The organism is Streptomyces coeruleorubidus (assembly GCF_008705135.1).
GTDB lineage: Bacteria > Actinomycetota > Actinomycetes > Streptomycetales > Streptomycetaceae > Streptomyces > Streptomyces coeruleofuscus.
In genome coordinates, this window is the sequence record NZ_CP023694.1 from 3,559,251 (window position 1) to 3,583,126 (window position 23,876).

Annotated in this window: 25 protein-coding genes and 3 tRNA genes; 20 read left to right on the forward strand and 8 right to left on the reverse strand. The window is 71.8% G+C overall.

Features of this window, described 5'->3' with window-relative positions; genetic code table 11:
• The first annotated feature begins 10 nt into the window (after window positions 1-10).
• From CP976_RS16350 to CP976_RS16390, 10 genes are all read left to right on the forward strand, one after another.
• Window positions 11-964, forward strand: a complete 954-nt coding sequence (locus CP976_RS16350) for a phosphatase PAP2 family protein (protein ID WP_150481036.1) — start codon at window positions 11-13, stop codon at window positions 962-964.
• Window positions 915-2,036: a hypothetical protein gene (locus tag CP976_RS16355; RefSeq protein ID WP_150481037.1), complete on the forward strand. Its 1,122-nt coding sequence runs from the start codon at window positions 915-917 to the stop codon at window positions 2,034-2,036. Before CP976_RS16350 ends, CP976_RS16355 begins: the two co-directional genes overlap by 50 nt.
• Window positions 2,027-3,619, forward strand: a complete 1,593-nt coding sequence (locus CP976_RS16360; RefSeq protein WP_150481038.1) for a hypothetical protein — start codon at window positions 2,027-2,029, stop codon at window positions 3,617-3,619. The genes CP976_RS16355 and CP976_RS16360 overlap by 10 nt, the downstream gene beginning before the upstream one ends.
• A complete protein-coding gene (locus CP976_RS16365) occupies window positions 3,616-4,950 on the forward strand; it encodes an AAA domain-containing protein (protein ID WP_150481039.1) in 1,335 nt (444 codons plus the stop codon). The genes CP976_RS16360 and CP976_RS16365 overlap by 4 nt, the downstream gene beginning before the upstream one ends.
• Window positions 4,947-5,099, forward strand: a complete 153-nt coding sequence (locus tag CP976_RS42925) for a hypothetical protein (protein WP_167537347.1) — start codon at window positions 4,947-4,949, stop codon at window positions 5,097-5,099. Before CP976_RS16365 ends, CP976_RS42925 begins: the two co-directional genes overlap by 4 nt.
• A gap of 141 nt (window positions 5,100-5,240) precedes the next feature.
• Window positions 5,241-5,606, forward strand: coding sequence for a hypothetical protein (locus CP976_RS16370; protein ID WP_150481040.1), 366 nt, complete (start codon window positions 5,241-5,243; stop codon window positions 5,604-5,606).
• A 136-nt stretch (window positions 5,607-5,742) separates the two neighbouring features.
• Window positions 5,743-6,333: a bifunctional DNA primase/polymerase gene (locus CP976_RS16375; protein WP_150481041.1), complete on the forward strand. Its 591-nt coding sequence runs from the start codon at window positions 5,743-5,745 to the stop codon at window positions 6,331-6,333.
• Window positions 6,324-6,397, forward strand: a tRNA-Lys gene (locus tag CP976_RS16380). Before CP976_RS16375 ends, CP976_RS16380 begins: the two co-directional genes overlap by 10 nt.
• Window positions 6,398-6,618: 221 nt before the next feature.
• Complete coding sequence (locus CP976_RS16385) at window positions 6,619-7,059, forward strand: SRPBCC domain-containing protein (protein ID WP_150481042.1); 441 nt, start codon at window positions 6,619-6,621, stop codon at window positions 7,057-7,059.
• A 148-nt stretch (window positions 7,060-7,207) separates the two neighbouring features.
• Window positions 7,208-7,281 (forward strand) — tRNA-Lys (locus CP976_RS16390).
• 61 nt (window positions 7,282-7,342) lie between these two features.
• Here CP976_RS16390 and CP976_RS16395 read toward each other — a convergent pair.
• Window positions 7,343-8,608 (reverse strand): M6 family metalloprotease domain-containing protein, encoded by a 1,266-nt coding sequence (locus CP976_RS16395; protein WP_150481043.1) that lies wholly within the window; start codon window positions 8,606-8,608, stop codon window positions 7,343-7,345.
• A 307-nt stretch (window positions 8,609-8,915) separates the two neighbouring features.
• Here CP976_RS16395 and CP976_RS16400 point away from each other — a divergent pair, with 307 nt between their 5' ends.
• Window positions 8,916-10,778, forward strand: a complete 1,863-nt coding sequence (locus tag CP976_RS16400) for a putative bifunctional diguanylate cyclase/phosphodiesterase (protein WP_150481044.1) — start codon at window positions 8,916-8,918, stop codon at window positions 10,776-10,778.
• Here the strand turns inward: CP976_RS16400 and CP976_RS16405 are convergent.
• On the reverse strand, window positions 10,754-11,845 hold the full coding sequence (locus CP976_RS16405; protein ID WP_150481045.1) for an LLM class flavin-dependent oxidoreductase: 1,092 nt from the start codon (window positions 11,843-11,845) through the stop codon (window positions 10,754-10,756). The two genes, CP976_RS16400 and CP976_RS16405, sit on opposite strands and share 25 nt — an antisense overlap.
• An 89-nt stretch (window positions 11,846-11,934) precedes the next feature.
• Window positions 11,935-12,204, reverse strand: coding sequence for a hypothetical protein (locus CP976_RS16410; RefSeq protein ID WP_150481046.1), 270 nt, complete (start codon window positions 12,202-12,204; stop codon window positions 11,935-11,937).
• Between the two features lie 268 nt (window positions 12,205-12,472).
• Here CP976_RS16410 and CP976_RS16415 point away from each other — a divergent pair, with 268 nt between their 5' ends.
• The gene (locus tag CP976_RS16415) at window positions 12,473-12,736 is read left to right on the forward strand and encodes a hypothetical protein (protein WP_150481047.1); all 264 of its coding nucleotides are present in this window, start codon (window positions 12,473-12,475) and stop codon (window positions 12,734-12,736) included.
• A gap of 57 nt (window positions 12,737-12,793) precedes the next feature.
• Here CP976_RS16415 and CP976_RS16420 read toward each other — a convergent pair whose 3' ends face one another.
• Window positions 12,794-13,525: a maleate cis-trans isomerase family protein gene (locus tag CP976_RS16420; protein WP_059420125.1), complete on the reverse strand. Its 732-nt coding sequence runs from the start codon at window positions 13,523-13,525 to the stop codon at window positions 12,794-12,796.
• Entirely contained in the window at window positions 13,522-14,337 is an 816-nt protein-coding gene (locus CP976_RS16425; RefSeq protein WP_086851279.1) for a maleate cis-trans isomerase family protein, read from the reverse strand. Before CP976_RS16425 ends, CP976_RS16420 begins: the two co-directional genes overlap by 4 nt.
• Window positions 14,338-14,534: 197 nt before the next feature.
• Between CP976_RS16425 and CP976_RS16430 the strand changes: the two genes are divergently transcribed.
• Both CP976_RS16430 and CP976_RS16435 read left to right on the forward strand, forming a co-directional pair.
• Entirely contained in the window at window positions 14,535-15,482 is a 948-nt protein-coding gene (locus CP976_RS16430; protein ID WP_150481048.1) for a D-2-hydroxyacid dehydrogenase, read from the forward strand.
• A gap of 17 nt (window positions 15,483-15,499) precedes the next feature.
• The gene (locus CP976_RS16435) at window positions 15,500-16,909 is read left to right on the forward strand and encodes an amidase (protein WP_150481049.1); all 1,410 of its coding nucleotides are present in this window, start codon (window positions 15,500-15,502) and stop codon (window positions 16,907-16,909) included.
• Here the strand turns inward: CP976_RS16435 and CP976_RS16440 are convergent.
• Complete coding sequence (locus CP976_RS16440) at window positions 16,890-17,384, reverse strand: DUF3830 family protein (protein WP_150481050.1); 495 nt, start codon at window positions 17,382-17,384, stop codon at window positions 16,890-16,892. The genes CP976_RS16435 and CP976_RS16440 overlap by 20 nt on opposite strands.
• A gap of 107 nt (window positions 17,385-17,491) precedes the next feature.
• Here CP976_RS16440 and ehuB point away from each other — a divergent pair, with 107 nt between their 5' ends.
• The 6 genes from ehuB (at window position 17,492) to CP976_RS16470 (ending at window position 21,677) form a co-directional block, all read left to right on the forward strand.
• A complete protein-coding gene (ehuB, locus tag CP976_RS16445; protein WP_150481051.1) occupies window positions 17,492-18,421 on the forward strand; it encodes an ectoine/hydroxyectoine ABC transporter substrate-binding protein EhuB in 930 nt (309 codons plus the stop codon).
• Window positions 18,418-19,119, forward strand: coding sequence for an ectoine/hydroxyectoine ABC transporter permease subunit EhuC (gene ehuC / locus CP976_RS16450; RefSeq protein ID WP_150481052.1), 702 nt, complete (start codon window positions 18,418-18,420; stop codon window positions 19,117-19,119). The genes ehuB and ehuC overlap by 4 nt, the downstream gene beginning before the upstream one ends.
• On the forward strand, window positions 19,116-19,766 hold the full coding sequence (ehuD, locus tag CP976_RS16455) for an ectoine/hydroxyectoine ABC transporter permease subunit EhuD (RefSeq protein ID WP_150481053.1): 651 nt from the start codon (window positions 19,116-19,118) through the stop codon (window positions 19,764-19,766). Before ehuC ends, ehuD begins: the two co-directional genes overlap by 4 nt.
• Window positions 19,756-20,541, forward strand: a complete 786-nt coding sequence (gene ehuA / locus CP976_RS16460; RefSeq protein ID WP_150481054.1) for an ectoine/hydroxyectoine ABC transporter ATP-binding protein EhuA — start codon at window positions 19,756-19,758, stop codon at window positions 20,539-20,541. Before ehuD ends, ehuA begins: the two co-directional genes overlap by 11 nt.
• Before the next feature lie 199 nt (window positions 20,542-20,740).
• Window positions 20,741-21,502: an IclR family transcriptional regulator gene (locus CP976_RS16465; protein ID WP_150481055.1), complete on the forward strand. Its 762-nt coding sequence runs from the start codon at window positions 20,741-20,743 to the stop codon at window positions 21,500-21,502.
• Between the two features lie 101 nt (window positions 21,503-21,603).
• Window positions 21,604-21,677 (forward strand) — tRNA-Lys (locus CP976_RS16470).
• On the opposite strand, the gene CP976_RS16475 is transcribed toward CP976_RS16470, so the two are convergent.
• The gene (locus CP976_RS16475) at window positions 21,643-23,307 is read right to left on the reverse strand and encodes a long-chain-fatty-acid--CoA ligase (RefSeq protein WP_150481056.1); all 1,665 of its coding nucleotides are present in this window, start codon (window positions 23,305-23,307) and stop codon (window positions 21,643-21,645) included. The genes CP976_RS16470 and CP976_RS16475 overlap by 35 nt on opposite strands.
• Before the next feature lie 50 nt (window positions 23,308-23,357).
• Complete coding sequence (locus CP976_RS16480; RefSeq protein ID WP_150481057.1) at window positions 23,358-23,813, reverse strand: DUF3592 domain-containing protein; 456 nt, start codon at window positions 23,811-23,813, stop codon at window positions 23,358-23,360.
• Window positions 23,814-23,876 lie beyond the last annotated feature (63 nt).

The window sequence follows — 23,876 nt, forward strand, 5'->3', positions numbered from 1 at the left end:
GGGCGATCGGATGCCGCACACCGAGACACCGGGCACCGAGGCGGCCCCTGCACGCCGGCTGCGCTGGTGGACGGAACTGCCGCTGATCCTGCTGGTGTACGCGTGCTACACGGCGGGCCGGCTCCTCGCCCGGGGCGACGTCTCCGGTGCGGTCGACAACGGCCTGGCGCTCCTGCGCGCCGAGAAGGCCGTGTATCTCAACTTCGAGCACCCGCTCAACCGCCTGTTCACCCGCGAGGCCTGGATAGGCATACCGGCGGACTTCTGGTACGCGTCGCTGCACTACCTGGTCACGCCGGCGGTCCTCGTGTGGCTCTTCCGCTCCCGGACGGTGCGGTACCGCGCCGCGCGCACGTGGCTGATGACGTCCACCCTCATAGGCCTGGTCGGTTTCACACTGATGCCGACCTGCCCGCCCCGGCTCCTCGACGCGAGCCACGGCTTCGTGGACACGATGGCCCAGTACAGCTCGTACGGCTGGTGGGGCGGCGCGGCGAGCGCCCCGCGCGGCATGGGCGGAATGACCAACCAGTACGCGGCGATGCCGAGTCTGCACGTGGGCTGGGCCCTGTGGTGCGGAGTGATGCTGTGGCGCTACGGCGGTACGCGCACGACGAAGATCGCAGCAGTCGCCTACCCGCTGATCACGACGATCGTGGTCATGGGCACCGCCAACCACTACTTCCTCGACGCGCTCGCGGGCGCGGCCGTCATGGGCGCCGGGCTGCTGCTGGCGCCGGTCGTGATGCGCACGGCGGACCGGGTCAGGGCGCGTTTCGTGCCGCGTGTCGCACCGGTCACGGCGGCATCTCCCGCCGCGGGTTCCTCGATTGTCAGTGCCGGATGCCAGACTTCCGCGGGTGAGCGAATTCCACGGCAGCGCGAGTCGCGGTTCGGAGCGGGAGCCGAGCCGAGTGCCTCCCCCAAGGACGCGGGGGACGGCGCTCCGGCACCGGCTCGCTGAGCTGCGCGGTCCCGACGTACCGGCGAAGGCCCTGGACGCGCGCGCGTTGGCGGCGCTGGCCGCCAACCCCGGTTGCGCGCGGCGCGCGATCCTCGACGGCGCCGGGGTGAACAAGGCGGCGCTGGCGAGCGCGCTGGGCTCGCCCTCGGCCTTCGGCCAGTCGCAGTTCGCGCTCACGCGGGGCAACGCGTTCGAGGCGAAGGTCAAGGCCGACGGCGGCGCGGAGCTGCTGCGGCTGGTGCACGAGAAGCTGGACCGGGCCGCCGAGCCGCCCACCGAGGCGCGCCTGCCCGACCTGACGGCGCCCGGTCCCCAGGGGCGTACGGCCCGTACGGCGCTGGAGCTGCGGGAGGCCACCGCGCACCCGGGCGCGTGGACGCTGCTCGACCACCCGATGCTCGCGCTCGACGTCGCCGGCTCCCCCGCGTTCCTCGAACCGGACGCGGTCGTGGTGCATCCGGACGGGAGCTGGACCGTGGTCGAGATCAAGTCGTTCCCGCTGCTGGACGGTTCGGCGGATCCGGCGAAGGTCGGGGCGGCGGCCCGGCAGGCGGCGGTGTACGTGCTGGCGCTGGAGGAGGTCGCGGCCCGTCTGGACCCGTCCCCGCGCGTGCGGCACCGGATCCTGCTCGTCTGCCCCAGGGACTTCTCCAACCTGCCGGCCGCGTCCGCCGTCGACATCCGCAAGCAGCGTGCGGGGACGGCCCGCCAGCTGACCCGGCTGACCCGCATCGAGGACATCGCCGAGACGCTCCCCGAGGGCACGTGCTTCTCCCCGGAGCTGCCCGCCGAGGAGCTGACGGCCGCCGTCGAGTCGGTCCCGGCGACGTACGCGCCGGAGTGCCTGTCCGCGTGCGAGCTGGCCTTCCACTGCCGGGGCCGGTCGCGCGAGACGGGCGCGGTGACCTCGCTCGGGCGGCCGGTGCGGGCGGAGCTGGGCGGGCTGACGACCGTGGAGGACGTCCTCGCGGCGGCCCGCGGCGAGGCGGGCGACCCCGACGATCCGGCGGTGGCGGCCCTCAGGCGGGCGGCGGCCCTGCGCGCCGAGGCACTGGAGGCGGCATGTCGCTGATCTCCACCCTGGCGCGGCTCGAAGCGGTCAGCACGGGGCGCGCCCAGCCCGCCGCGACCGTCCGGCACCGGCACCTGTCCGACCGTCCGCTGGTGTTCGTGCCGCTGACCACCGCCGGTGAGGCCGGCGCCCCGCTCGGCGCGCTGGTCGGCACCGACCGGGACGCGCCGCGTCTGCTGGTCGTCCCGCAGCCCCGCGATCGCGACCTCAGGTTCGCGTTCCTGGCGGACCTGGCCGACGTGGTGCTGCCGTACGTCGACGCGTACGCCGAGGCCGTGGAGGCCGCCGAGCGCACCGAGACCGACCCGGAGACCGGCAAGCGGGTCAAGGTCGAGGTAGACCTGTGCGCGGACGCACCGCAGCTGATCGTGCCGAGCCGCGGGGGCATCGACCTGGTGCGGCTGCTCGGGCGCTCCATGCGTTTCCGGCGTACGGCGGAACAGGACCCGGAGACCCCTTATCCGGCGCCGCCCCGGGTGCCGTTGCTCGGGCGGTGGCTGACGCACTTCGGGGAGCGGGCCCGGGTGCCCGGCTCCTCCCTGCTGCTGGCCATGACCGACGTACTGGGCCGGCACTGGGCGACCGGGCAGTCCACGCTGGAGGACCAGCACCTGGGAGCGCTGCTCGCCTGGATCGACCCGCCGGAGGGCCTGACCGGCGCCGAGGCGGCGCTGCGGGCCGAGCTGGAGCGGGACGCGAAGGGCCAGCTCACGTGTCCCCCGGCCGGTCCCGCCACCGACCCGGCGTTCGACAACAAGCTGCTCGCCCCGGCCATCGAGCGCTACGACCGGGCCCGCACGGCCCTGGCCGCCGCCGAGGACGGTCTGGAGGCCGACGACCGGCTCGGCGCGCTGACCGCCGCCGAGCGGGAGATCCGGGATCTGGTGCTCAGCCGCACCCTGCCCACCTGGGAGAAGGTCTGGCAGGGCCTCGACCTGCTGCGGGAGCTGCCCGAGGGGGCGCATGTCGAGGAGCGGTGGACCCGCGACCGCTGGTCCTTCACCGGCCACCGCGACCGGGTCCTGGCCGGCGAACCCCCGCAGCCGCGCCGCGACGACGCGGTCACCGCGGCGAACAAGCTCGCCACACGCGAGCGCGAGCAGGCCCGGCTGGAGGCGCAGGAGGCCCTCGACGACCCGCTGGTCATGGCGGGACGGCGGCTGTCCGGCGAGGCGTTCGCGGGTGAGGTCACCGACGTCGTGATGGCGTACAGCGAGGGCAAGCGGCCCAGCCCGCGCCCCCTTGTCACGGTGCGCACGGACGACCGGCCGCATCTCGGGGAGCGCACGAAGGTGTACCGGTCGCTGGGCGGGAAGCCGCAGTCGGCGGAGTTCGCCGGGGCCGAGGAGGACGGGGCGTACGTCGTGCTGCGGATCCTGGACAAGATGGGCCGCGGCAAGGAGCCCGAGCCGGGGTCGGTGCCGGAGAAGGGCGACCGGGTCTGCTTCACGCTCTTCGAGCACGAGCAGCGGGGCGGCGCGAAGCTGCCCGACCCGGAGGAGACTCCCTGGACGCACGGCGGGCCGCCCGGTGAGGCGGCCTTGGAGGCCGCCGACCCGGTGACCGCGGAGGACACGCTGTGACGACGCTCTTCGATCCCTCCGCCGCCGCGACCCAGGCCACGGACGCGATTCTCCACGACACGCTGCACGGCACCGCGCGCGGTGTCGTCGTCGACTCCCCGCCGGGCGCGGGCAAGTCCACGCTCGTCGTCCGCGCGGCACTGGAGCTGGCCGAGGCGGGCCATCCGCTGATGGTGGTGGCGCAGACCAACGCGCAGGTGGACGACCTGGTCCTGCGGCTCGCCGAGAAGAACCCCGAGCTGCCGGTGGGGCGGTTGCACAGCAGCGACGCCGACCCGTACGACAAGGCCCTCGACGGCCTGGAGAACGTCCGCAAGTCGGCGAAGGCGGCCGACCTCGCCGGGCTGGCCGTGGTGATCTCGACGGCGGCGAAGTGGGCGCATGTGAAGGCCGACGAGCCGTGGCGGCACGCGATCGTCGACGAGGCGTACCAGATGCGCTCGGACGCGCTGCTCGCGGTGGCCGGGCTGTTCGAGCGGGCGCTGTTCGTGGGCGACCCGGGGCAGCTCGACCCGTTCGCGATCGTGGGCAGCGAGCAGTGGGCGGGCCTCACGTACGACCCGTCGGCCTCGGCGGTGACGACCCTGCTCGCCCACAACCCGGACCTGCCGCAGCATCGTCTGCCGGTGTCCTGGCGGCTCCCGGCCTCGGCGGCGCCGCTGGTGTCGGACGCGTTCTATCCGTACACGCCGTTCCGCAGCGGCACCGGTCACGGCGACCGGCGGCTGTCCCTGGCCGTGCCGTCGGACGGCTCGGGCCCCGACCGGGTGATCGACGAGGCGGCCGAGTCGGGCTGGGGGCTGCTGGAGCTGCCCGCGCGGCACACGCCGCGCACGGACCCGGAGGCGGTGCGGGCCGTGGCGACGGTCGTACGGCGGCTGCTGGACCGGGGCGGCGCGGCGACGTCGGAACGCTCGCCGGACCCGACGCCCCTCACCGCAGACCGGATCGCCGTCGGCACGGCACACCGGGACCAGGCGGCCGCGGTACGTGCCGCCCTGGCCGACCTCGGCGTCACCGACGTGGTCGTGGACACGGCCAACCGGCTCCAGGGCCGCGAGTACGACGTCACGGTGGTGCTGCACCCCCTCTCCGGCCGCCCCGACGCCACGGCCTTCCACCTGGAGACGGGCCGCCTGTGCGTCCTGGCCTCCCGCCACCGGCACGCGTGCATCGTGGTCTGCCGGGCGGGGGTCGGCGACCTGCTGGACGACTATCCGTCGACGGAGCCGGTGCAACTGGGGACGGTGGTGAAGTTTCCGGATGGATGGGAGGCGAATCACGCGGTGCTTGCGCATCTCGCGGAGCACCGGGTGACCTGGCGGCCATGAACCACACAAGCGGCCAGCAGACCGCCTTCCGCCGGCCGGAGGCCGGCACGCCGCCGGAGGCGGCCGATGAACACAGCCCGGATGGGTGGGAGGCGAATCACGCCGTGCTTGCGCATCTGGCCGAACATCGCGTGTCCTGGCGGGCGTGACGAACGCCGGGGGGTGTCGCAGCCGTACCCACTACCGCGATGCCCACTTGCGCGCCCGCGAGACAATGGACGGTGGCCCACTCCACCTGGGGGTGCCCCCGCACGGGGGAGGGTCAGCGCGACGTACGAGAAGGAGTAGACATGGCGGAGCCCACGCCGCGTCGGAACGAACCGCGGCTACGCCCCGCGCCCCTGCTGTTCGAGCCCGCGGAGGCGGCCTCGGACCCTGAGCACTTCTTCGACCTCGAGTCGATCGACGATCCCCGCGCGCTGCTGTCCCGCGCGACGGAGCTGACGCTGGCGTTCCGGGCCGCGGCGGACCGGGCGGTGGAGTTCCAGGCGATCGCGGCGGCGCAGCTCGCCGATCCGCGGCGGTTCGATCGGCTGACGACCGCGGATATCGCCGAGCGGGCCGAGTGGACCGAGGACTACGCCAAGAAGATGGTCGAGTTCGGACGGGACCTGCTGCGCGGCGGCGAGGGCCGGGGGCCCGTCGACCCGGTGTGAGACTCGGAGGTTCCGCCGCCTTGCCGATCTCCGTGGCATATGCCAGGCGGGCAAGATACTGCCTCCCACCCCCTCCTGTCCCGATTTCCCGCAACCCTCGGGAACCGCGCGTTCACGGCCGGTAGACATTGACGCCATGAGCAGCGCATGGAACGCCTCCTATGTCACCCCGGACGGGGCCGCCTGGCTCGCCTCGGCAGGAACGTATCCGCGGAGCACGCTCGCCCTCTGGGAGGAGCGGCCGGGCGCACCGGTCGTACTGCCCTGCGGGTCGGTCTTCGACGTCGTCAGCGCGCCCGCGATGTTCGGGCGGCGGATGCTCGACCGGCTGTGGGACGACGGGCCCGGCTCGGGGCCGGTCGCGGAGTTCCGGGGCCGGATGCTGTTGTTCGCCGCGCCCGGCACGGCCCAGCGGCTGCCCGCGCTGCTGGAGTGGGAGGAGTGGGGCGCGGGCGGTCGTACGAGGCCGGTTCCCCCGCTGCTGTGCCACGGCACGGGCGACGCCGTCACCGTGCCCCCCACTACGGGGGTGGATTCCCCCTCCGGGGTGTCCGGCCGGGCCGGGGCTCGATGGCTGGTCGCGCCGGACTGCCGGCAGCCCTGGCTGCCCGGGCCGGAGGTGGTGCTGTGGGCGGCCGTGCGGGCGGCTCGGGAGGCTGTGCGGATATCGATTTTTCCTCCCTCCGATCAGGGTGCTAACGTCTACGACGTCAGTAGGCGCCGCTAGCTCAGTTGGTTAGAGCAGCTGACTCTTAATCAGCGGGTCCGGGGTTCGAGTCCCTGGCGGCGCACAGACGGTGAGAGGCCCTCCGCACGAGCGGGGGGCCTTTTCGTATGCCCGGGCGTCGGCGGTGACATCCGGCCGTGGGTGGCCGGATGCGAGTACAGGGCGCTGAGCGGATGGCTGCGTGACGTTAAAACCACCTGTGGAGTGGTGCGCCGAGCCAATAGCGTGGCGAGTCGACCCGCCCGTGAGCGGCTCCCCGCTGGGCCGTGGAAGGAGCGCAGCAGCGTGCGCCGTATCGCGTCCGAAGTCCAGATCAGTGCCCGGCCCGAGGAGGTGTGGGCCGTGCTCACCGACTTCGAGCGGTTCCACGAGTGGAACCCGTTCCTGGTGGAGGCGGCGGGCCGGGCGGAGCCGGGGCAGCGGCTCAGCCTGCGGTTACGGCTGCCGGGCAGCGGTCGCGAAATGGTGTTCAAGCCGACGGTGCTGGTCAGCGAGGCGCCCCGGCTGCTGCGGTGGCGCGGGCGCATGGGTGTCCCGGGTGTCTTCGACGGGCTGCACAGCTTCGAGCTGACCCCGCGTGAGGGCGGCACGCACGTCGTGCAGGCAGAGACGTTCACCGGCGTGCTCGTCCCCGTCACCGGCGCGATCATCCGGCAGAGCGAGGTGGGGTTCAGCTCGCTGACCGACGCCCTGAAGAAGCGAGTGGAGGCCACGGCCGGGTCCTGAGGACGAGGTCCGCCGCCGCCGACGGGGGACGTGGAGCCGACGGAGACTCGTACATCTCACACAGAGTCTCCACACGATCACGCTGCCGGAGGTACGGCGGCCGGTCCGGAGCACCCTTCGAGGTCCGCTAAACTGATCCGGTCAGCAGGCGCCGCTAGCTCAGTTGGTTAGAGCAGCTGACTCTTAATCAGCGGGTCCGGGGTTCGAGTCCCTGGCGGCGCACAGACGGCAAAGGCCCCTCGCGAGAGCGAGGGGCCTTCTGCGTGCTCGTGACGGGGCGCCTTCAACGGCCCGCCGTGATCTTCACCGTCCAGGCCCCAGACGCCGTACGCCCCTCCACCTCCACCCGGACCCCCTCCCCCGGCACCGTGAAGCTCTCCCCGGGGCCGATCGGCGCGTCCGCGAGGGGCGGGTAGACCGAGTCCTCCCAGCAGGCCTCGGTTTCCGGATGGGCGTCGATCACCTCGATCGGACCACCCCCGGACTGCGCCTCTCCCCGCACCCGGTACACGAGCACCCCCTGCCGGCAGGCGGCCACGTCGTTGCCCGCCGGCCCGCGTGCCTCGAAGGCGAGCACGCTGTCACGGCCGGTACGCACCACCGCGAGCTTGGTGCCCCGTCCGAGACCGAAGGCCGACGCCCCCGCCGCCCGCGTCACCGGCACCCCGGGCCCGGCCGCCAGCGGCTCCAGGGTCAGCCGGGCGGGCCCGGCGTCCTGCACGCACCGCACCTGCCGCTGCTCCAGCCAGCCCAGCTTCCACTTGTGCCAGCCGAACAGGTCGGGGGCCAGTCCGAACTGGCTGCCCATCAGGTCCCAGTCGCCGACGTGCGTGTCCCAGTCGCCCTTGCCGTCCACGGGCCGGTGGTAAAGGTCGGGGAGGTCGAACACGTGACCGGTCTCATGGGCGAGAACGAGCCGGTCCGGCGGATGCTGTTCGAACACCGTGACGACCCGGCGCAGGTCGGTGTCATCGGCCCGCATCGGACTCGTGAGGTTGACCACCTTGGTCGCGTCGGAGTCCACTCCGGGCGCGTCCGGGTCGGCGACGAAGTACACGACGTCGTAGCGGGAGAAGTCGACCCGCGGGTCGGCCACGGAGAGCGCGTCCCGCAGGTACGCGGCCCGGTGCTCGGCGCTCCAGTCGCGCTGTATGGCGTACGCCGTGGACGGCTGCGGCATCTGGATCCAGTGGCCCAGGGAGTGCGGGCGCAGGGTGAAACGCCCGTAGGAGGCACGTTCGAAGAAACGGGTGGTGGCCGGGAAGTGGTCGGCGGTCAGCTCCCGCGGAGTGGTCAGCGGGTGGGCGTCCGGGAAGGACAGGAAGACCATGACCGCGTCCAGGGCCCGGGCCGGGCGCGGATAGGCGGCGTTCCAGGTGTCCAGGCCCTCCGAGTGATGGGCGTCGGTGCGGGTCAGGGCGCAGGGCGCGGCCGAGTCGGGCCCTGCGGCCGACGGGCCGGTGCCCAGGGAGGTCGCGGCGAGCGCCGACATGGTGGTGAACACGGCCGCGGTGCTGCGCAGTCGGGCGCGCGGGAACTGACGCGGCACAGGTACCTCCGGGTACGGTTCGCGGGACACCGCACCCAGCCTGGGGTGATTTGTCGTACTGCGTCCTGTTTGCCTGCGCCAGTCGGGTGAAGAGGCCGAAAAAGCGCGGAAGCCGACACCCCGGAAACACTCACGGAACGTCACAACTGGTCGGGGGCCTGAAGAAGCCGTCCAGGCGTGAGCAGAAACGATCTGGCAGAAGCGCCGGTTGGTCGGGAACACTGGACACCGGCTGGAAGGCCCTGGGGCCAGCCTCTATGATCGGCACACTTTCCTGACCTTTCCTGCACGGACAGAGATCGAATACATGCGGGAGCGAGCGGTGAGCGGAACCTCCGAAGGGCCGGCGCCCGCGGCAGACCTCGATCGGCCGGTCGTCACAGAGAGTGAGATCGACACGCCTCCCCGTACCGAGCCCCCGGCGCGTCCGCCCTACCGCTCCGTCTTCACGGCCGCCCCGCTCGCCATGGCCGTCGTCGACCGCGAGGGGACGGTCGTCAGCGCCAACGACTCACTCGCGGCGCTGCTCGGCAGTGCCCCGGGCGAGCTGGCCGGGTCCGTCGCCGCCGACCTGGTCGACCTCACGTCCGACGCCCGCACCTGGCACGCGTACCGCGAGGTGCTGCGCGGCCGGCAGTCCCGGCTGCGCTGCACGCGCCGTCTCAAGCACCCCGACGGGCACTCGTTGTGGGTGCAGGTGACGGTCGCCCCGCTGCCCGCCGAGGACCGGGCCGTCCTGCTGTCCGTCGCCGACATCAGCTCCCGCCGCGAACTCCAGGCCCGGCTGCGGCACTTGCAGATGCACGACCCGGTGACCCGGCTGCCCAACCGCACGCTGTTCTTCGAACGGCTGTCGGCCGCGCTGGAGGCGGAGTCGTACGAGCAGAGCGGCACCGGCCGGATCGGCCTGTGCTACCTGGACCTGGACGGCTTCAAGGCCATCAACGACACCCTCGGCCACCGCGTGGGCGACCGGCTGCTGGCCGCCGTCGCCGAGCGCCTGACGCGCTGCGCGGACGAGGCCGGCCACTCCAGGCCCAGCATCCCGCTGGTGGCCCGGCTCGGCGGTGACGAGTTCGCCCTGCTCGTCGAGGACTCCACCGGCACCGAGCAACTGGCCGAGCTGGCCGAGTCGCTGCTGGAGGCGGTCCAGGACCCGTTCGACATCTCCGGGCAGCGGCTGTCGGTCTCGGCGTCGATCGGCGTCGTGGAGCGGCACGCGGCCGGGACGACCCCCACCGCCCTGATGCAGGCGGCGGACACCACGCTCTACTGGGCGAAGGCCGACGGCAAGTCCCGCTGGACGCTGTTCGACCCGGAGCGCAACGCCCACCGGATGACCCGCCAGGCCCTCGCCTCCACGCTGCGGCCGGCCATCGACCGGGGCGAGTTCCGGCTGGAGTACCAGCCGCTGGTCGGCATGGAGGACGACCGGCTGCACGGGGTCGAGGCGCTCATCCGCTGGAATCATCCCCAGTTCGGCGTACTGACGCCGAATCGGTTCATCGGACTTGCCGAGGAGGACGGTTCGATCGTTCCGCTGGGCCGATGGGTGCTGCGCACCGCCTGCGGACAGGCCCGTCGCTGGCAGCTCGACCACCCCGGCGAGCCGCCGATCTTCGTGAGCGTGAACGTGGCGGTGCGTCAGGTCTGGGACTCCGACCTGGTGGCCGACGTGGCGGAGACCCTGGCCGAGACGGGCCTCGCGCCGCACCTGCTCCAGCTCGAGCTCACCGAGTCGGCGGTGATGGGCTCGGCCGGCCGGCCGCTCCAGGCCCTGAAAGCCCTCAGCGACATGGGCGTGCGCATCGCCATCGACGACTTCGGCACCGGCTACTCGAACCTGGCCTACCTCAGCCGCCTGCCGGTGTCCGTACTGAAGCTGGACGGCACGTTCGTCCGCGGCTTCCAGTACGACGACCGGGACAGCACGGCCACCCGCCCGAACCCCGCCGACGAGGTCGTGGTCGAGGCGATGATCCAGCTCGCCCACCGGCTCGGGCTGACCGTCACGGCCGAATGCGTGGAGACCTCGGCCCAGGCGACCCGGCTGCGGCGCATCGGCTGCGACACCGGACAGGGCTGGCTCTACTCCCGTCCGGTGCCGCCGGATCGCATCTCCGAGCTGCTGGGCACGCCGGGTGTTCAGGCAGGGATCGGCAACCCGTAGGCGTCGGCGATGAGTTCGTAGCTGCGGACGCGTACGTCACCGCCGTGCGCGTTGGCCGTGATCATCAGCTCGTCGGCGCCGGTGCGCTTGGCGAGGTCGTCCAGGCCGGAGCGGACCTCGTCCGGGGTGCCGTGGATGACGTTGGCGTTCCAGGAGTCGACGAAGTCGCGCTCCATCGGGCTGAACTCGTAGGCCTCCGCCTCCTCGGGGCTGGGCACGAGGCCGGGGCGTCCGGTGCGCAGCCGGACCATGCTGAGCGCGGCGGCCAGGACCTGTCGGCGGGCCTCCTTCTCCTCGTCGGCGGCGAGGGCGGAGACGCCGATGAGGGCGTACGGCTCGTCGAGCACGGCGGACGGCTGGAAGGACTCCCGGTACAGGTCCAGGGCCGGGACGGTGTTCTGCGCCGAGAAGTGGTGCGCGAAGGCGAAGGGCAGTCCGAGGACGCCGGCCAGGCGGGCACTGAAGCCGGACGAGCCGAGCAGCCAGACGGGCGGGCGGTGCGGGGACTGGACGCCGCCGGGGGACGTGGCCTGGACCGGCCCCGGTACGGCGTGGATACGGCGGTAGGGATGCCCGTCGGGGAAGTCGTCGTCGAGGAACCGGGTCAGCTCGGCGAGCTGCTGGGGGAAGTCGTCGGCCCCCTCGCCCGGCCGCTCGGCGCGGCGCAGGGCGGCGGCCGTCGCACCGTCCGTTCCCGGCGCGCGGCCGAGCCCGAGGTCGATGCGGCCCGGGGCCATGGCCTCCAGCGTCCCGAACTGCTCGGCGATGACGAGCGGGGCGTGGTTGGGCAGCATCACACCGCCCGAGCCGAGACGGATGCGGTCGGTGTGGGCGGCGAGGTGGGCCAGGATCACGGCCGGGGACGAGGAGGCCACACCGGGCATGGAGTGGTGCTCGGCGACCCAGTAGCGGTGGAAGCCGCGGGCCTCCGCGAGGCGGGCCAGGTCGACGCTCGTGCGCAGCGCGTCGGAGGCGGTGCGGCCGGCCCCTACGGTGACCAGGTCCAGTACGGAGAGGGGGACGGGGGCGCTGCCCTGCGCTGCGCCGCGTATCTCGTCTGCCGCCACGGTGGGGTGCCTCCTGCTGTGGGCCGTGTGCTGTCGTTCCGGCTCTAACAGGGGACTGTCTCCGGTTATTCCCGGGAGGTGCCGCAGGGTCAGGCGGCCTGCTCCCAGTCGCCCTGGGCTCCGCCGTACGGGGGCCGCCGGGCGGCCTTCTCGCGGACGCGGAGCACGATCCACGCGAGGGCGGCCCCACAGGCGAGCCACCAGGGCAGGGACCACACGGCACCCCACCAGTCCGCCCGCGGATCGAGGACGGCATCGACACCGGCGGTGATCATCGCCGCCGCCAGGCTCCAGCACAGCAGGCGCCCGGACAGCTGGACAGCGCTTACAGAAGATCTGAACGGGCCCGTTTCGGCCATCGGGGAGTCCTTCACGGCACGACTGGCTGCGGACGTGGCCAGTGTGCACGGGATGGACAACTGAAGGGGAACGCGCTTTCGGACAACCCAAGTGCCGCTTGAGGCGGCGGAGTTGAGCATTCCTCAGCTTTGGGCGGACCATTGGAGCACGTATGCCCTGATCCGTACCGAAAAAGAGGTGGGACCGATTCCGGCCCACATGGAAGGCGTGTGCGAGGGCACGGCAGAGGGAGCAGGCGGTCGAGTTCGCTCACCCGAGGTGGAATCCATGGCGAGCAGTCCCGAGACGAAGCCGACCGCGCAGGGCGCGCCTCCGGCGTACCGGGTGGCGGCCGCGGCCACCCGGCTCAAAGCGGCGTTCGCCCTGGCCGTCGGCATGAACCTGGTCGAGGCCGTCTGGGACCCGGGCGGAACCGCCTGGCTGGTGGCTCGAGCGACAGCCGGCGTGATCTTCTCGGTCGCCCTTGTCTCCTATGGGGTGCTGCGTGTGCTCCGCTGGCGCCGCGCGAGGACCGGACGGGCGCCGTCATGAGGGCTTCCCCTCGCCGCCCGCGGCAACTGCCGTAGACGGCGAGGACGGCGCGCTCGCTCACGCCTGGACGATCGGCTCCCTCGTGAACAGTGCCCCCAGTTCCGGCGCGTTCACGCGGCGGTCCGCGAGGCGGAGGGCCTCCCAGACCGTGACCTGGTTGGCGGTGAGGACCGGCTTGCCGAGGTCCTTCTCCAGGGCCGGGATGTGGGCCGCCGTGTGCAGGGCCGTATCGGGGAGGAGGAGGGCATCGGCGTCGGGGTGGTCGGAGTGCCGGGCCATGGCGAGGAGTTCCGCCTCGCCCCACGTGCCGACCTCGGCGGCCGTGATGATGCCGGAGCTCTTCACCGAGACGACCTCGACGCCGTCCGCCCGCAGGAACTCGGCGAACAACTGCGCCACGTCGTCCGGGTACGTCGCGCCGATCGCGACCCGGCGCGCCCCCAGCTCCCGTACCGCGTGCACGAACGCGAAGGACGTCGAGGAGGCCGGCATGCCCGCGGTCTGCGCCAGGGTGCGCACCTGCTCCTGCGCGCCGTCCCAGCCGTAGACGAAGCTGCCGCTGGTGCAGGCCCACACCACGGCGTCCGCGCCGGCGTGCCGGAGCTCCTGCACGCCCGCCGCGAGCCGGCCGGCGGAGCCCATCTCCAGCAGCGCGTCCACCCGGTGCGCGTCCTCACCGATGTCGGTGTGCACCAGGTCCACCCGGATGTCACTGCCGAGCAACTGCTCGATGCGCGGATAGTCGTCCTCGGCGGAGTGGCCCGGGTAGAGAAATCCCAGTGCTGTCATGTCCAGCCTTCCTGCTGCTGCTCTTCTTCCGGCACGACGGGACCGGGGTCCACCCCCGGCGATCCGAGACCGGCACGCGCCTCCGGATTGATCAGCGCTTGATACGGTCCCACCGCACGGGTACCCAGTCGGCGCAGCGCCGCCCACATCGTCACTTGGTTGGCCGAGATCACCGGGATGCGCAGCTCGGCCTCCAGTTGGGGGATGACGTCGTAGGTGGGCAGGTTGGTGCAGCTGATGAACAGGGCGTCGGCGTCGTCGCGTACGGCCTGCCGCGCCATGTCCACCACCTCCCGGTAGGGGACCTTCCAGATGTGCCGGGTCAGGCCCATGAAGGCACAGCCGGAGATCGTGACGCCCGCCTGGGCCACATAGGCCTCCAGCGACTGCGTCACCGACACCGTGTACGGCGTCACCAGCGCCACGCGCCGTACGTCCAGCTCCACCAGGGCTTCCAGCAGCCCGCCCGAGGTGGTGATCGCCGGTACGGCGCCCGCCCGGCTCATCGCCTCGCACATCGCGCGCTCGCCCATGACACCGCCGACGAAGCTGCCCGACGTACAGGCGTAGGCGATGACCTCGGGGGCGATCGCGTTGAGCGTGCCGACTGCCTCGCTCAGCGTCTGGTGTTCGCTGACCATGCGGGCGAGATCGAGGCTGACCTCGACCGGCACGAACGGTGTTCGTGTCATGTGCAGGGAGACCTCGTCCGGCACCCAGCGCCACAGCTCGCGGTCGAGTGCGAAGTCGAAGGGGGCGACGACGCCGACCCCCCGCTGCGGGCTGGGCCCGCCGAGAAAAGAGACGTCCATGCAGGGCACCGGCCTCACACTGGGCAACGAGTGTGCAACGGATCGTGGGAACGCCCGTGTTGACGACGGTAGGTTCGGGTGCGAGCGTGGTCAATCCGCCCGGATCATTCCTTGGTCAACACCGTGTTAACTCGTCGTCACCGGCCGCCTCCCGAAGGCAGGCCGCCCCCGCCGCACGGCTGGAGAAACGGCTGCTCATGCCCACCCCCACCCTGCTCGTCCTGGACGCCGAACCCCTCCCCCGCCTCGGGAGCCTCACCGGCCGCGCCCGTATCGAACACACCGACGCGGAGGGTCTCGCCGCACGCCTCCCGCGTGCGGATGTACTTCTGGTGTGGGATTTCACCTCGCGCGCCGTACGTGACGCCTGGCCCGGCGACGGTCCACGGCCACGCTGGGTGCATACGGCGAGCGCCGGTGTGGACCATCTGATGTGCCCGGAACTCGCCGCCTCCGACACGGTGGTGACGAACGCGCGCGGCATCTTCGACCAGCCGATCGCGGAGTACGTCGCCGCACTCGTGCTGGCGATGGCCAAGGACCTGCCGCGCACGCTGGAGCTGCAACGGGAGCGGATCTGGCGGCACCGCGAGTCGCACAAGGTCGCCGGAACCCGGGCCGTCGTCGTCGGCACCGGGCCGATCGGCCGGGCGATCGCCCGCACGCTGGGGGCGCTGGACATCACGACGGCGCTCGTCGGGCGCGCCCCTCGCGACGGCGTGCACGGCCCGGAGGATCTCGACCGGCTGCTGGCGCGCGCCGACTGGGTGATCGCGGCGGCGCCGCTCACCGATCAAACGCACGGCATGTTCGACGCCCGCCGCTTCGGCGTGATGCAGCCGTCCGCCCGGTTCGTGAACATCGGTCGCGGCCAGCTGGTCGTCGAGGACGCGCTCGCCGAGGCCCTGGCCAAGCACTGGATCGCGGGCGCCGCGCTGGACGTCTTCGAGTCCGAGCCGCTGACCGCCGACAGCCAGTTGTGGCAGGTCCCGGGCCTGATCGTGTCCCCGCACATGAGCGGCGACATCGTCGGCTGGCGGGACGAGCTCGGCGCCCAGTTCGTTGAGCTGTACGAGTTGTGGGCTGCCGGAAAACCGCTGGAGAACGTGGTCGACAAACAGCGCGGGTATGTACCCGGACACTGACGTTCCTTGGAGGGTGCATGACCGAGCTCACCGAGCTGACCGCCGTACGGCTCCTCGCCGGCTACCGCAAGGGCGAGTGGAGCCCCGTGGAGGCGACCCGCGCGGCGCTGGAGCGGGCCGAGGCGATCCAGCCGGAGGTGAACGCCTTCGTCCGGCTGACCGCCGAGGACGCGCTGACCCGGGCCCGGGAGTCGGAGGAGCGATGGCGGCGCGGTGAGCCCGAGGGGCTGCTGGACGGGGTGCCGGTCACGGTCAAGGACATCCTGCTGCTGCGCGGCGCGCCGACCCTGCGCGGGTCGAAGGCCGTGGATCCGGCGGGGCGCTGGGACGAGGACGCCCCGTCCGTGGCCCGGCTGCGGGAGCACGGGGCGGTCTTCATCGGCAAGACGACGACCCCCGAGTACGGCTGGAAGGGCGTGACGGACTCGCCGCTGAGCGGGGTGACGCGCAACCCGTACGACCCCTCGCGCACGGCCGGCGGGTCGAGCGGCGGCAGCGCGGCGGCCGTGGCGCTGGGCGCGGGGCCGCTGTCGCTGGGCACGGACGGCGGCGGCAGTGTCCGCATCCCGGCGTCGTTCTGCGGGATCTTCGCGCTGAAGCCGACGTACGGGCGGGTGCCGCTCTACCCGGCGAGCGCGTTCGGCACGCTGGCGCACGTCGGGCCGATGACCCGGGACGCGGCGGACGCGGCGCTGCTGATGGACGTCATCGGCCATCCGGACTCACGTGACTGGTCGGCGCTCGCCCCGCCGGCAGGTGCGTACACGGACGGCCTGACGGGCGGGGTGCACGGCCTGCGCGTGGCGTACTCGCCGTCGCTGGGCGGGCAGGTGGCGGTGCGTCCGGAGGTCGCGAGGGCGGTGCGGCGGGCGGTGGAGCGGCTGGCGGAGCTCGGCGCCTACGTCACGGAGACCGACCCGGACCTCACCGAACCGGTGGAGGCCTTCCACACCCTGTGGTTCAGCGGGGCGGCCCGGGTGACCGAGCATCTGGGACCGAAGCAACGGGAACTGCTGGACCCGGGCCTGCGCGAGATCTGCACACAGGGCGCCCGCTACTCGGCGCTGGACTATCTGGCCGCGGTGGACGTCCGGATGGACCTGGGGCGCCGGATGGGCCGCTTCCACGACACCTACGACCTACTCGTCACGCCGACCCTGCCGATCACGGCGTTCGAGGCGGGCGTCGAGGTACCGAAAGGATCCGGCCACCGGCGCTGGACGGGCTGGACGCCGTTCACGTACCCGTTCAACATGACGCAGCAGCCCGCGGCGAGCGTGCCGGTCGGCGCCGACGGGGACGGCCTGCCGATCGGTCTCCAGCTCGTGGCCGCCCGGCACCGGGACGATCTGGTGCTGCGGGCGGCCCACGCGCTGTACGAGGCCGGCGTGGCGTCCGCCGGCCGGCTCAGGCCCGCCGGAAGCTGAGCGTCTCCCCCGCCGCGCCCGACCTCCACAGGTCGTTGCACGCCTCGGCCATGGTGTCCAGGCCCTCGACGATCTGGCCCCAGACGATGCCGGGGACCCAGCCCACATCGGCGTTCAGCAGCAGGTTGTTGCGCTCGTAGAACAGGGCCAGGTCGACGAGCGTGGTCCCGGCGCGGACCTCGCGGTCGTAGCCGTAGGCCTTGGTCCCCAACTCCGCGCCCGCGAAGGCGAAATAGCACAGGTCGCCCGGAATGGGAGTGACAGTCGGGTTTTCTAGGGGTGGTTCGGTTTCGGCGAAAGGCGGGAAAAGGGCGTAGATCTCATTGCGTGCGTACTTCGCGTGGTAGACGTCACCGGCCAGCGGAAGGGCGTCCCAGACGGCCGCGCAGGTGATCGGCGCGCGGTCGTCCAGGAGCCTGGCCCGGCAGGTCACGTCGCGCTTGACCAGCGAGACTTCGATATATCGATCAGCCATGCCTCCATGGGAGTGCCCGCCGCCCCCGCGGTCAAGGGCGCACGGGGAGACGTGCGGGGCTTGAAAAGATCGGCATAACCCGGGTGCGGTCGGGTAGCCGCGCGCCCATGGCTCCACCACAGAGAAGCCCACTGAGAAGTCCGGAACCCATATCCCAGGCCGTATCCAGGCCCACACGCCGGTCGCTGCTCGCGGGGGTCGCGGCGCTCGGCGCGCTGGGCGCCGCCGGATGCAGTCGCGTGGCCACGGCGTCGAGCACCGAGGGCGGTGACCTGCTCGACCGGCTCCGGGCCGCGGGCGTCGTCCGCCTCGGCATCGCCGGTGAGATCCCGTTCGGGTTCATCGACACGAACGGCGAGCTGACCGGTGAGGCACCGGAACTGGCCAAGGTGATCTTCAAGCGTCTCGGCGTCGACCGGGTGCAGCCCGTGCCGACCGAGTTCGGCTCGCTCATCCCAGGCCTGAACTCCCAGCAGTTCGACGTCGTCGCCGCCGGGATGTACGTCAACCCCGAGCGCTGCGAGCAGGTCATCTTCTCCGACCCCGACTACCAGATGCTCGACTCGTTCATCGTCCGCAAGGGCAACCCCAAGGGGCTGCGCAGCTACAAGGACGTCGTCGAGAAGAAGGCGAAGTTCGCCACCGGGACCGGATACGCCGAGATCCAGTACGCCGTCGAGGCGGGGTACAAGGAGAGCGACATCCTCATCGTCCCGGACCAGGTGGCGGGGCTGAACGCCGTCGAGGCGGGCCGCGTGGACGTGTTCGCGGGTACGGCGCTCACCGTACGCGAGGTGGTGAAGAAGTCCGCCAAGGCGGAGGCCACCGAACCCTTCAAGCCGATCGTGGGCGGCAAGCCGCACGTCGACGGGGGCGCCTTCGCGTTCCGGCCGACCGAGACCAAGCTGCGCGACGCCTTCAACGTCGAGCTGCGCAAGCTCAAGAAGAGCGGCGAACTCTTCCGCATCCTCAAGCCGTTCGGTTTCACCGAGGCCGAGATGACGGATCTGACCGCGAAGGAGCTCTGCGGCGGATGACCTCGGGACTCTGGGAACTCGTACTGAAGGGCGTCTGGGTCACGATCCAGCTGCTCGTGTGCAGCGCGCTGCTGGCGGCTGCGGTGTCCTTCGTGGTCGGCGTCGCGCGCACCCACCGGCTGTGGATCGTCCGCTTCCTGGCGGGCTTCTACACCGAGGTGTTCCGCGGGACCTCGGCCCTGGTGATGATCTTCTGGGTGTTCTTCGTGCTGCCCCCGGCCTTCGGCTGGCAGCTGGTGCCGCTGTGGGCGGGCACGCTGGCGCTCGGCCTGACCTACGGGGCGTACGGCTCCGAGATCGTGCGCGGCGCGCTGACCGCGGTCGACCCGGCGCAGCGGGAGGGCGGGATCGCGCTCAGCTTCACGCCCTGGCAGCGGATGCGGCTGATCCTGCTGCCGCAGGCGGTGCCGGAGATGATCCCGCCGTTCTCCAACCTGCTCATCGAGCTGCTCAAGGGCACCGCCCTGGTGTCGATCATGGGCATGGGCGACCTGGCGTTCAGCGGCAACCTGGTGCGACTGGCGCTCCAGGAGAGCGCGGAGATCTACACGTACATCCTGCTCATCTACTTCGTGATCGCCTTCCTGCTCACCCGGGTCATGCGCGGGCTGGAGAAGAGGCTCAAGGCGGGTGTCGGGAAGAAGCCCGACAGCAAGACCCGGGCGCCTGAGCCGGTCGTGGTGGAGGCGGTCCGATGAACTGGGACTGGAGCGCGGTCTCCGACTTCATGCCGGACTTCTGGAAGGGTCTGCTGGTCACCCTTCAGATCCTGGTGATCGGTTCGCTGATCTCGTTCGCGCTGGGCCTGGTGTGGGCGCTGCTGATGCGGTTGCCGACGCGCTGGGTGACCTGGCCGGTCGGCGTCGTCACGGAGTTCGTCCGCAACACCCCGCTGCTGGTGCAGCTGTTCTTCCTCTACTACGTGCTGCCCGAGTGGGGCCTGACCTTCTCGGCGCTCGCCACGGGCGTCTTCGCGATCGGGCTGCACTACTCGACGTACACGATGCAGGTCTACCGCGCCGGTATCGAGGCCGTGCCGGTCGGCCAGTGGGAGGCGGCGACGGCGCTGAACCTGCCGCTGCGCCGGACGTGGTCCGCGGTGATCCTGCCGCAGGCGGTGCGCCGGGTCGTCCCCGCGCTGGGCAACTACGTCATCGCGATGCTCAAGGACACGCCCATGCTGATGGCGATCTCCGTGCTGGAGATGCTCGGCCACGCGCGCCTGTTCTCGCAGGAGCACTTCCAGTTCACCGAGCCGCTGACGGTGATCGGCGTGGCCTTCATCGTCATTTCCTATCTGGCCTCCCTTCTCCTGCGAGCCCTGGAGCGACGCCTTGCCCACTGACACTCTCCCCAACCCCGAGAAGAACCCCGCCAGGAGCACCGGCGAGCTGATCCGGCTGGAGCAGGTCACCAAGCGGTTCGGGAGCAACACCGTCCTGGACCACCTGGACTTCTCCGTCGACGCCGGCAAGCACGTCACCCTGATCGGACCGTCCGGCTCCGGCAAGACCACGATCCTGCGGCTGCTGATGACCCTGCTCAAGCCCGACGAGGGCACGATCACGGTCGACGGGCAGAAGCTGTTCCCGGCCTCCGACAAGGAGGTCCGGGAGGTCCGCAAGAAGATCGGGATGGTCTTCCAGCAGTTCAACCTGTTCCCGAACATGTCGGTGCTGCGGAACATCACCGAGGCACCGGTCACCGTCCTCGGCATGTCCAAGGACGAGGCCGTGGAGCGGGCCAAGGGCCTGCTGGAGATGGTGGGCCTGTCCGACAAGTGCGACGCGCACCCGGCGCAGCTGTCCGGCGGGCAGCAGCAGCGGGTGGCGATCGCCCGGGCGCTGGCGATGCGGCCGCAGGTGCTGCTCCTGGACGAGGTGACCTCCGCGCTCGACCCGGAGCTGGTCGCGGGCGTACTCGACGTTCTGCGGGACATCGCCCGTTCCACGGACATCACGATGCTCTGCGTGACCCACGAGATGAACTTCGCCCGGGACATCTCCGACCAGGTACTGATGTTCGACTCGGGCCGGGTCATCGAGTCGGGCCCGCCCGAGAAGATCTTCAGCGAGCCGGAGCAGGACCGCACACGGGAGTTCCTCAGCGCGGTGCTCTGACTACACCGCGTGATCAGGCAGAACACCGGGCCCGGTGACTGGGGCATGCGTTTGGCATATGCCAGCGGGCCAATGCCCCAGTCCGGGGGCCCGGGAATCTTGTCAACCCCCGCTCTCCGCGGGCCCTTTGCCGGTTATCGTGGAGGGGATTCGCTGTCCGGATTCACGGCCCAAACAGCAAGCGCAGGGGGAGACCACCGTGGCGCTGAAGCACGAGCCGCCGACCACCCCGTACCACTCGTCCCAGGAAGCCCTGCGCGTCCTGGAGACGGTGGCGCGGAGCTCCACCGGAGTCACCGACGCCGAGCTCGCCCGGCACACCGGCATCGGACCGGAGCGGCTGACCGCGCTGCTGCGCATGCTGCGCCGTGAGGGCTACGTCGAGCAGATCGCCGACGGCGCGTACGTCACGGGCGAGACGCTGGCCCGCCTCGGCTCCGCCCAGCACCGCGAGCAGGCCCTGCGCGACAAGCTCCAGCACGCCCTCGACCGGCTGCGCGACTCGGTCGGCGCCGCCGTCTACATGAGCCGGTACGTCGACGGTGAGATCAGGGTCACCCAGTACGCCGACAGCCCGGCCACTCCCAAGGTCAACGAGTGGGTCGACTTCCGCTCCTCGGCTCACGCCACCGCGATCGGCAAGAGCCTGCTCACCCAGCTCGACCACGCCGGCCGCCGCGACCACCTCGCCCGGCACAAGATGGCCCGCCTCACCTCGCGCACCATCACCAGCGACCGCCTGCTGCTCTCCCGGCTGGAGGCCCAGCCGCCCACCGTGCCCGTCCTGGACCTCCAGGAGTACGCGGTCGGCACAGTCTGCGCGGCCGTCCCCGTCACGGCCGGCTCCTCGGTCGGCTGCCTGGCCCTGTCCCTCCCGGTCGAGCAGGCCCACCGGCTGCGCCAGGCCGCGGACGCCCTCAACCGCAACGCGGCACCGGTCCTGCTCTCCATGGCGATCTAGGCCCGCTCCGGGTGGTCCGAAGCACCCCGAAGGACCGGGTATTATTTTCTCCGTCGCCACCGCGAGAACGCGCCATGCGGAACGCGGTCGGCGGGAGTCATGCGCCGCTAGCTCAGTTGGTTAGAGCAGCTGACTCTTAATCAGCGGGTCCGGGGTTCGAGTCCCTGGCGGCGCACCGGTGAAGGGCCTCTCGTGGGAGCGGGAGGCCCTTCGGCGTGTTCGAGATCCTCCCTGGTCAGCAGGCGGTACGCAGGCTCCCCCGGAGGCCGCCACCACACCGGGTCCGCGCACCTGAGGCCCTCCTTCCGTAACGCCGCCCGCTGGATCTTGTTCGTGGCCGTCACCGGCATCCGCCCCACCACCCGCACGAACCGGGGCGCCATCTTCGTCCCCAGGTCGGGCTGGGCGAGCAGGAACCCCGCGAACGCCTCCGGATCGAAGGTCCCGGCGATCGTCGCCATCACCTGGTCCCCGGTCACCGGGTCCGGCACCGCGTACACGGCGACGGCGGCGGCCCCCTCGTACCGGGCGAGGATGTTCTCGATCATCGCGGCCGCCAGGTTCTCCCCGTCGACGCGCAGGCGGTCGTCGGTGCGGCCGGCGAAGTAGAGACAGCCGTCGGCGTCCCGGTAGAAGAGGTCGCCCGTCCAGTACCAGCCGTCCTTGCGCCGCTCCGCCTCCGCCTCCGGATTGCGCCAGTAGCCCTCGAAGGGACTGGGCCCCTGGTTGACCAGTTCGCCGATCGCCTCGTCCCCGTTGAGCAGCCGGCCCGCCGCGTCGAAGCGGGCCGGCGGGCACTCCTCACGGCTCTCCGGGTCGAGGACGACGAGCCCGGGTGCCGCCCGGCCGACCGCGCCCGGCGGCGTCCCCGGCGACCACTGCACGGCCGCCCCGCCCTCGGACGAGCCGTACCCCTCCACCAGCCGCACCCCGAACCGCCGCTCGAAGGCCGCCGCGTCCACCGCGCCCGCCTCCGTTCCGAAGCCGAGGCGGAGGGGGTTGTCGCGGTCGTCGGGGCGGGGCCCGGTGGCCAGGACGTACTGGACCGCCCGGCCGACGTAGGTGAAGTACGTCGCCCCGTAGCGGCGTACGTCCGGCAGGAAGCGGGACGCCGAGAAGCGCCGGCGCAGCGCAACGCCCGCCCCGGTGACGAGTGCGGGCGCCCAGCCGGCGATCACCGCGTTGCCGTGGAACATCGGCATGCAGAGGTAGTGCACACCCTCCGGACCCAGGGCGAACTGGCCGGCCAGGGAGCGTCCGGCGGCTGCCAGGCGGCCCTGGGAGCACAGTGCGGCCTTGGGCGCGCCGGTCGAGCCGGAGGTGAAGTAGAGGAGGAAGCGGTCGTGCGGGGTGGCCCGGGAGGCGTCCGGGCATGCGTCCTCGTAGGGGATCAGGAGGCCGGCGTACTCCTCCGTGTCCGTCACCAGCAGGCGCACTCCGGGCAGATCCAGGCCCTTGAGCAGCGGCAGGTGGGTCCGCTCGGTGACCAGGATCCGGCACTCGGTGTGCAGGATGTCGCGGGCGAGTTCGGCGCCTCTGCGGGTGGGGTTCACGCCGGCGACCGCCGCCCCGGCCAGGGCCGCCGCGCCCAGCCACAGGGGGAACTCGGGGGTGTTGTCGAGGAGCACCCCGATGTGGGGCTCGGCGTCCGGCGGCAGCAGATCGGCGAGCAGGGCCGCCCGGGCCGCGGCTCCGGCCGCCACCTCGTGGTGGGTCAGGACCTGTTCCTCGCACCGCAGTCCGGGCCGGTGGTCGCCCCACCGGTCCCGTACGAGCTCCGCGACCGTACGTCCTGTGGACTCCATGGGCCGCAAGGTAGCTGATGCACCGTCAGATGTGGAGGGCCGCCGTGGCGTCACACCACGGTGAACATGAGATGGGCGACGACCATGAACACCAGGCAGAAGACGATGACCACGCCCAGAAACACCACCGCGCAGCCCGTGCCCGCCGCGAGCCTCCCCCGTGCCGGCGCGTGGGCCGTGGCGCGCTCGGGGCGGTCCGGCAGGTAGTACACGGTGACGATGTCACCCTCCACGGTCGTCGCCGGACCGTTCGCCTCGTCGAAGCGGATCACGCGGGCGTCGTGTGCGGTGAACTCGTAGACGTGGTGCAAGGTGGTCCGCACACTGCTGTCACCGCCGCCACTCGTCGTCGTGTAGGCCCGCAGACACCGCGCCTGGGACGTGAACCCGCTGTTCCAGGCCCTGCTCACATCCTGCGCGCGGCGGGCGATCCCGGTCAGGGCGAAGATCGCCAGGGCGATCATGAGTGCCGGTACGACATAGAAGAAAGCCTGGAATGCCGCCATGGTGCCCCCCGATGTCCCGCACGGTCGCGATCGGCCGGCATGGGGAACCTACCCACACCGGCC

What these genes read in the sequence shown, in the direction of transcription:
- CP976_RS16425 (WP_086851279.1), bottom strand. Translation starts at nt 14,337, where the DNA reads ATGGACGTCTCTTTTCTCGGCGGGCCCAGCCCGCAGCGGGGGGTCGGC.
- CP976_RS16440 (WP_150481050.1), bottom strand. Translation starts at nt 17,384, where the DNA reads ATGGCTGATCGATATATCGAAGTCTCGCTGGTCAAGCGCGACGTGACC.
- CP976_RS16435 (WP_150481049.1), top strand. Translation starts at nt 15,500, where the DNA reads ATGACCGAGCTCACCGAGCTGACCGCCGTACGGCTCCTCGCCGGCTAC.
- CP976_RS16370 (WP_150481040.1), top strand. Translation starts at nt 5,241, where the DNA reads ATGGCGGAGCCCACGCCGCGTCGGAACGAACCGCGGCTACGCCCCGCG.
- ehuB (WP_150481051.1), top strand. Translation starts at nt 17,492, where the DNA reads ATGGCTCCACCACAGAGAAGCCCACTGAGAAGTCCGGAACCCATATCC.
- CP976_RS16400 (WP_150481044.1), top strand. Translation starts at nt 8,916, where the DNA reads ATGCGGGAGCGAGCGGTGAGCGGAACCTCCGAAGGGCCGGCGCCCGCG.
- CP976_RS42925 (WP_167537347.1), top strand. Translation starts at nt 4,947, where the DNA reads ATGAACCACACAAGCGGCCAGCAGACCGCCTTCCGCCGGCCGGAGGCC.
- CP976_RS16350 (WP_150481036.1), top strand. Translation starts at nt 11, where the DNA reads ATGCCGCACACCGAGACACCGGGCACCGAGGCGGCCCCTGCACGCCGG.
- CP976_RS16410 (WP_150481046.1), bottom strand. Translation starts at nt 12,204, where the DNA reads ATGGCCGAAACGGGCCCGTTCAGATCTTCTGTAAGCGCTGTCCAGCTG.
- CP976_RS16360 (WP_150481038.1), top strand. Translation starts at nt 2,027, where the DNA reads ATGTCGCTGATCTCCACCCTGGCGCGGCTCGAAGCGGTCAGCACGGGG.
- CP976_RS16480 (WP_150481057.1), bottom strand. Translation starts at nt 23,813, where the DNA reads ATGGCGGCATTCCAGGCTTTCTTCTATGTCGTACCGGCACTCATGATC.
- CP976_RS16430 (WP_150481048.1), top strand. Translation starts at nt 14,535, where the DNA reads ATGCCCACCCCCACCCTGCTCGTCCTGGACGCCGAACCCCTCCCCCGC.
- CP976_RS16375 (WP_150481041.1), top strand. Translation starts at nt 5,743, where the DNA reads ATGAGCAGCGCATGGAACGCCTCCTATGTCACCCCGGACGGGGCCGCC.
- CP976_RS16475 (WP_150481056.1), bottom strand. Translation starts at nt 23,307, where the DNA reads ATGGAGTCCACAGGACGTACGGTCGCGGAGCTCGTACGGGACCGGTGG.
- CP976_RS16415 (WP_150481047.1), top strand. Translation starts at nt 12,473, where the DNA reads ATGGCGAGCAGTCCCGAGACGAAGCCGACCGCGCAGGGCGCGCCTCCG.
- ehuC (WP_150481052.1), top strand. Translation starts at nt 18,418, where the DNA reads ATGACCTCGGGACTCTGGGAACTCGTACTGAAGGGCGTCTGGGTCACG.
- ehuD (WP_150481053.1), top strand. Translation starts at nt 19,116, where the DNA reads ATGAACTGGGACTGGAGCGCGGTCTCCGACTTCATGCCGGACTTCTGG.
- CP976_RS16420 (WP_059420125.1), bottom strand. Translation starts at nt 13,525, where the DNA reads ATGACAGCACTGGGATTTCTCTACCCGGGCCACTCCGCCGAGGACGAC.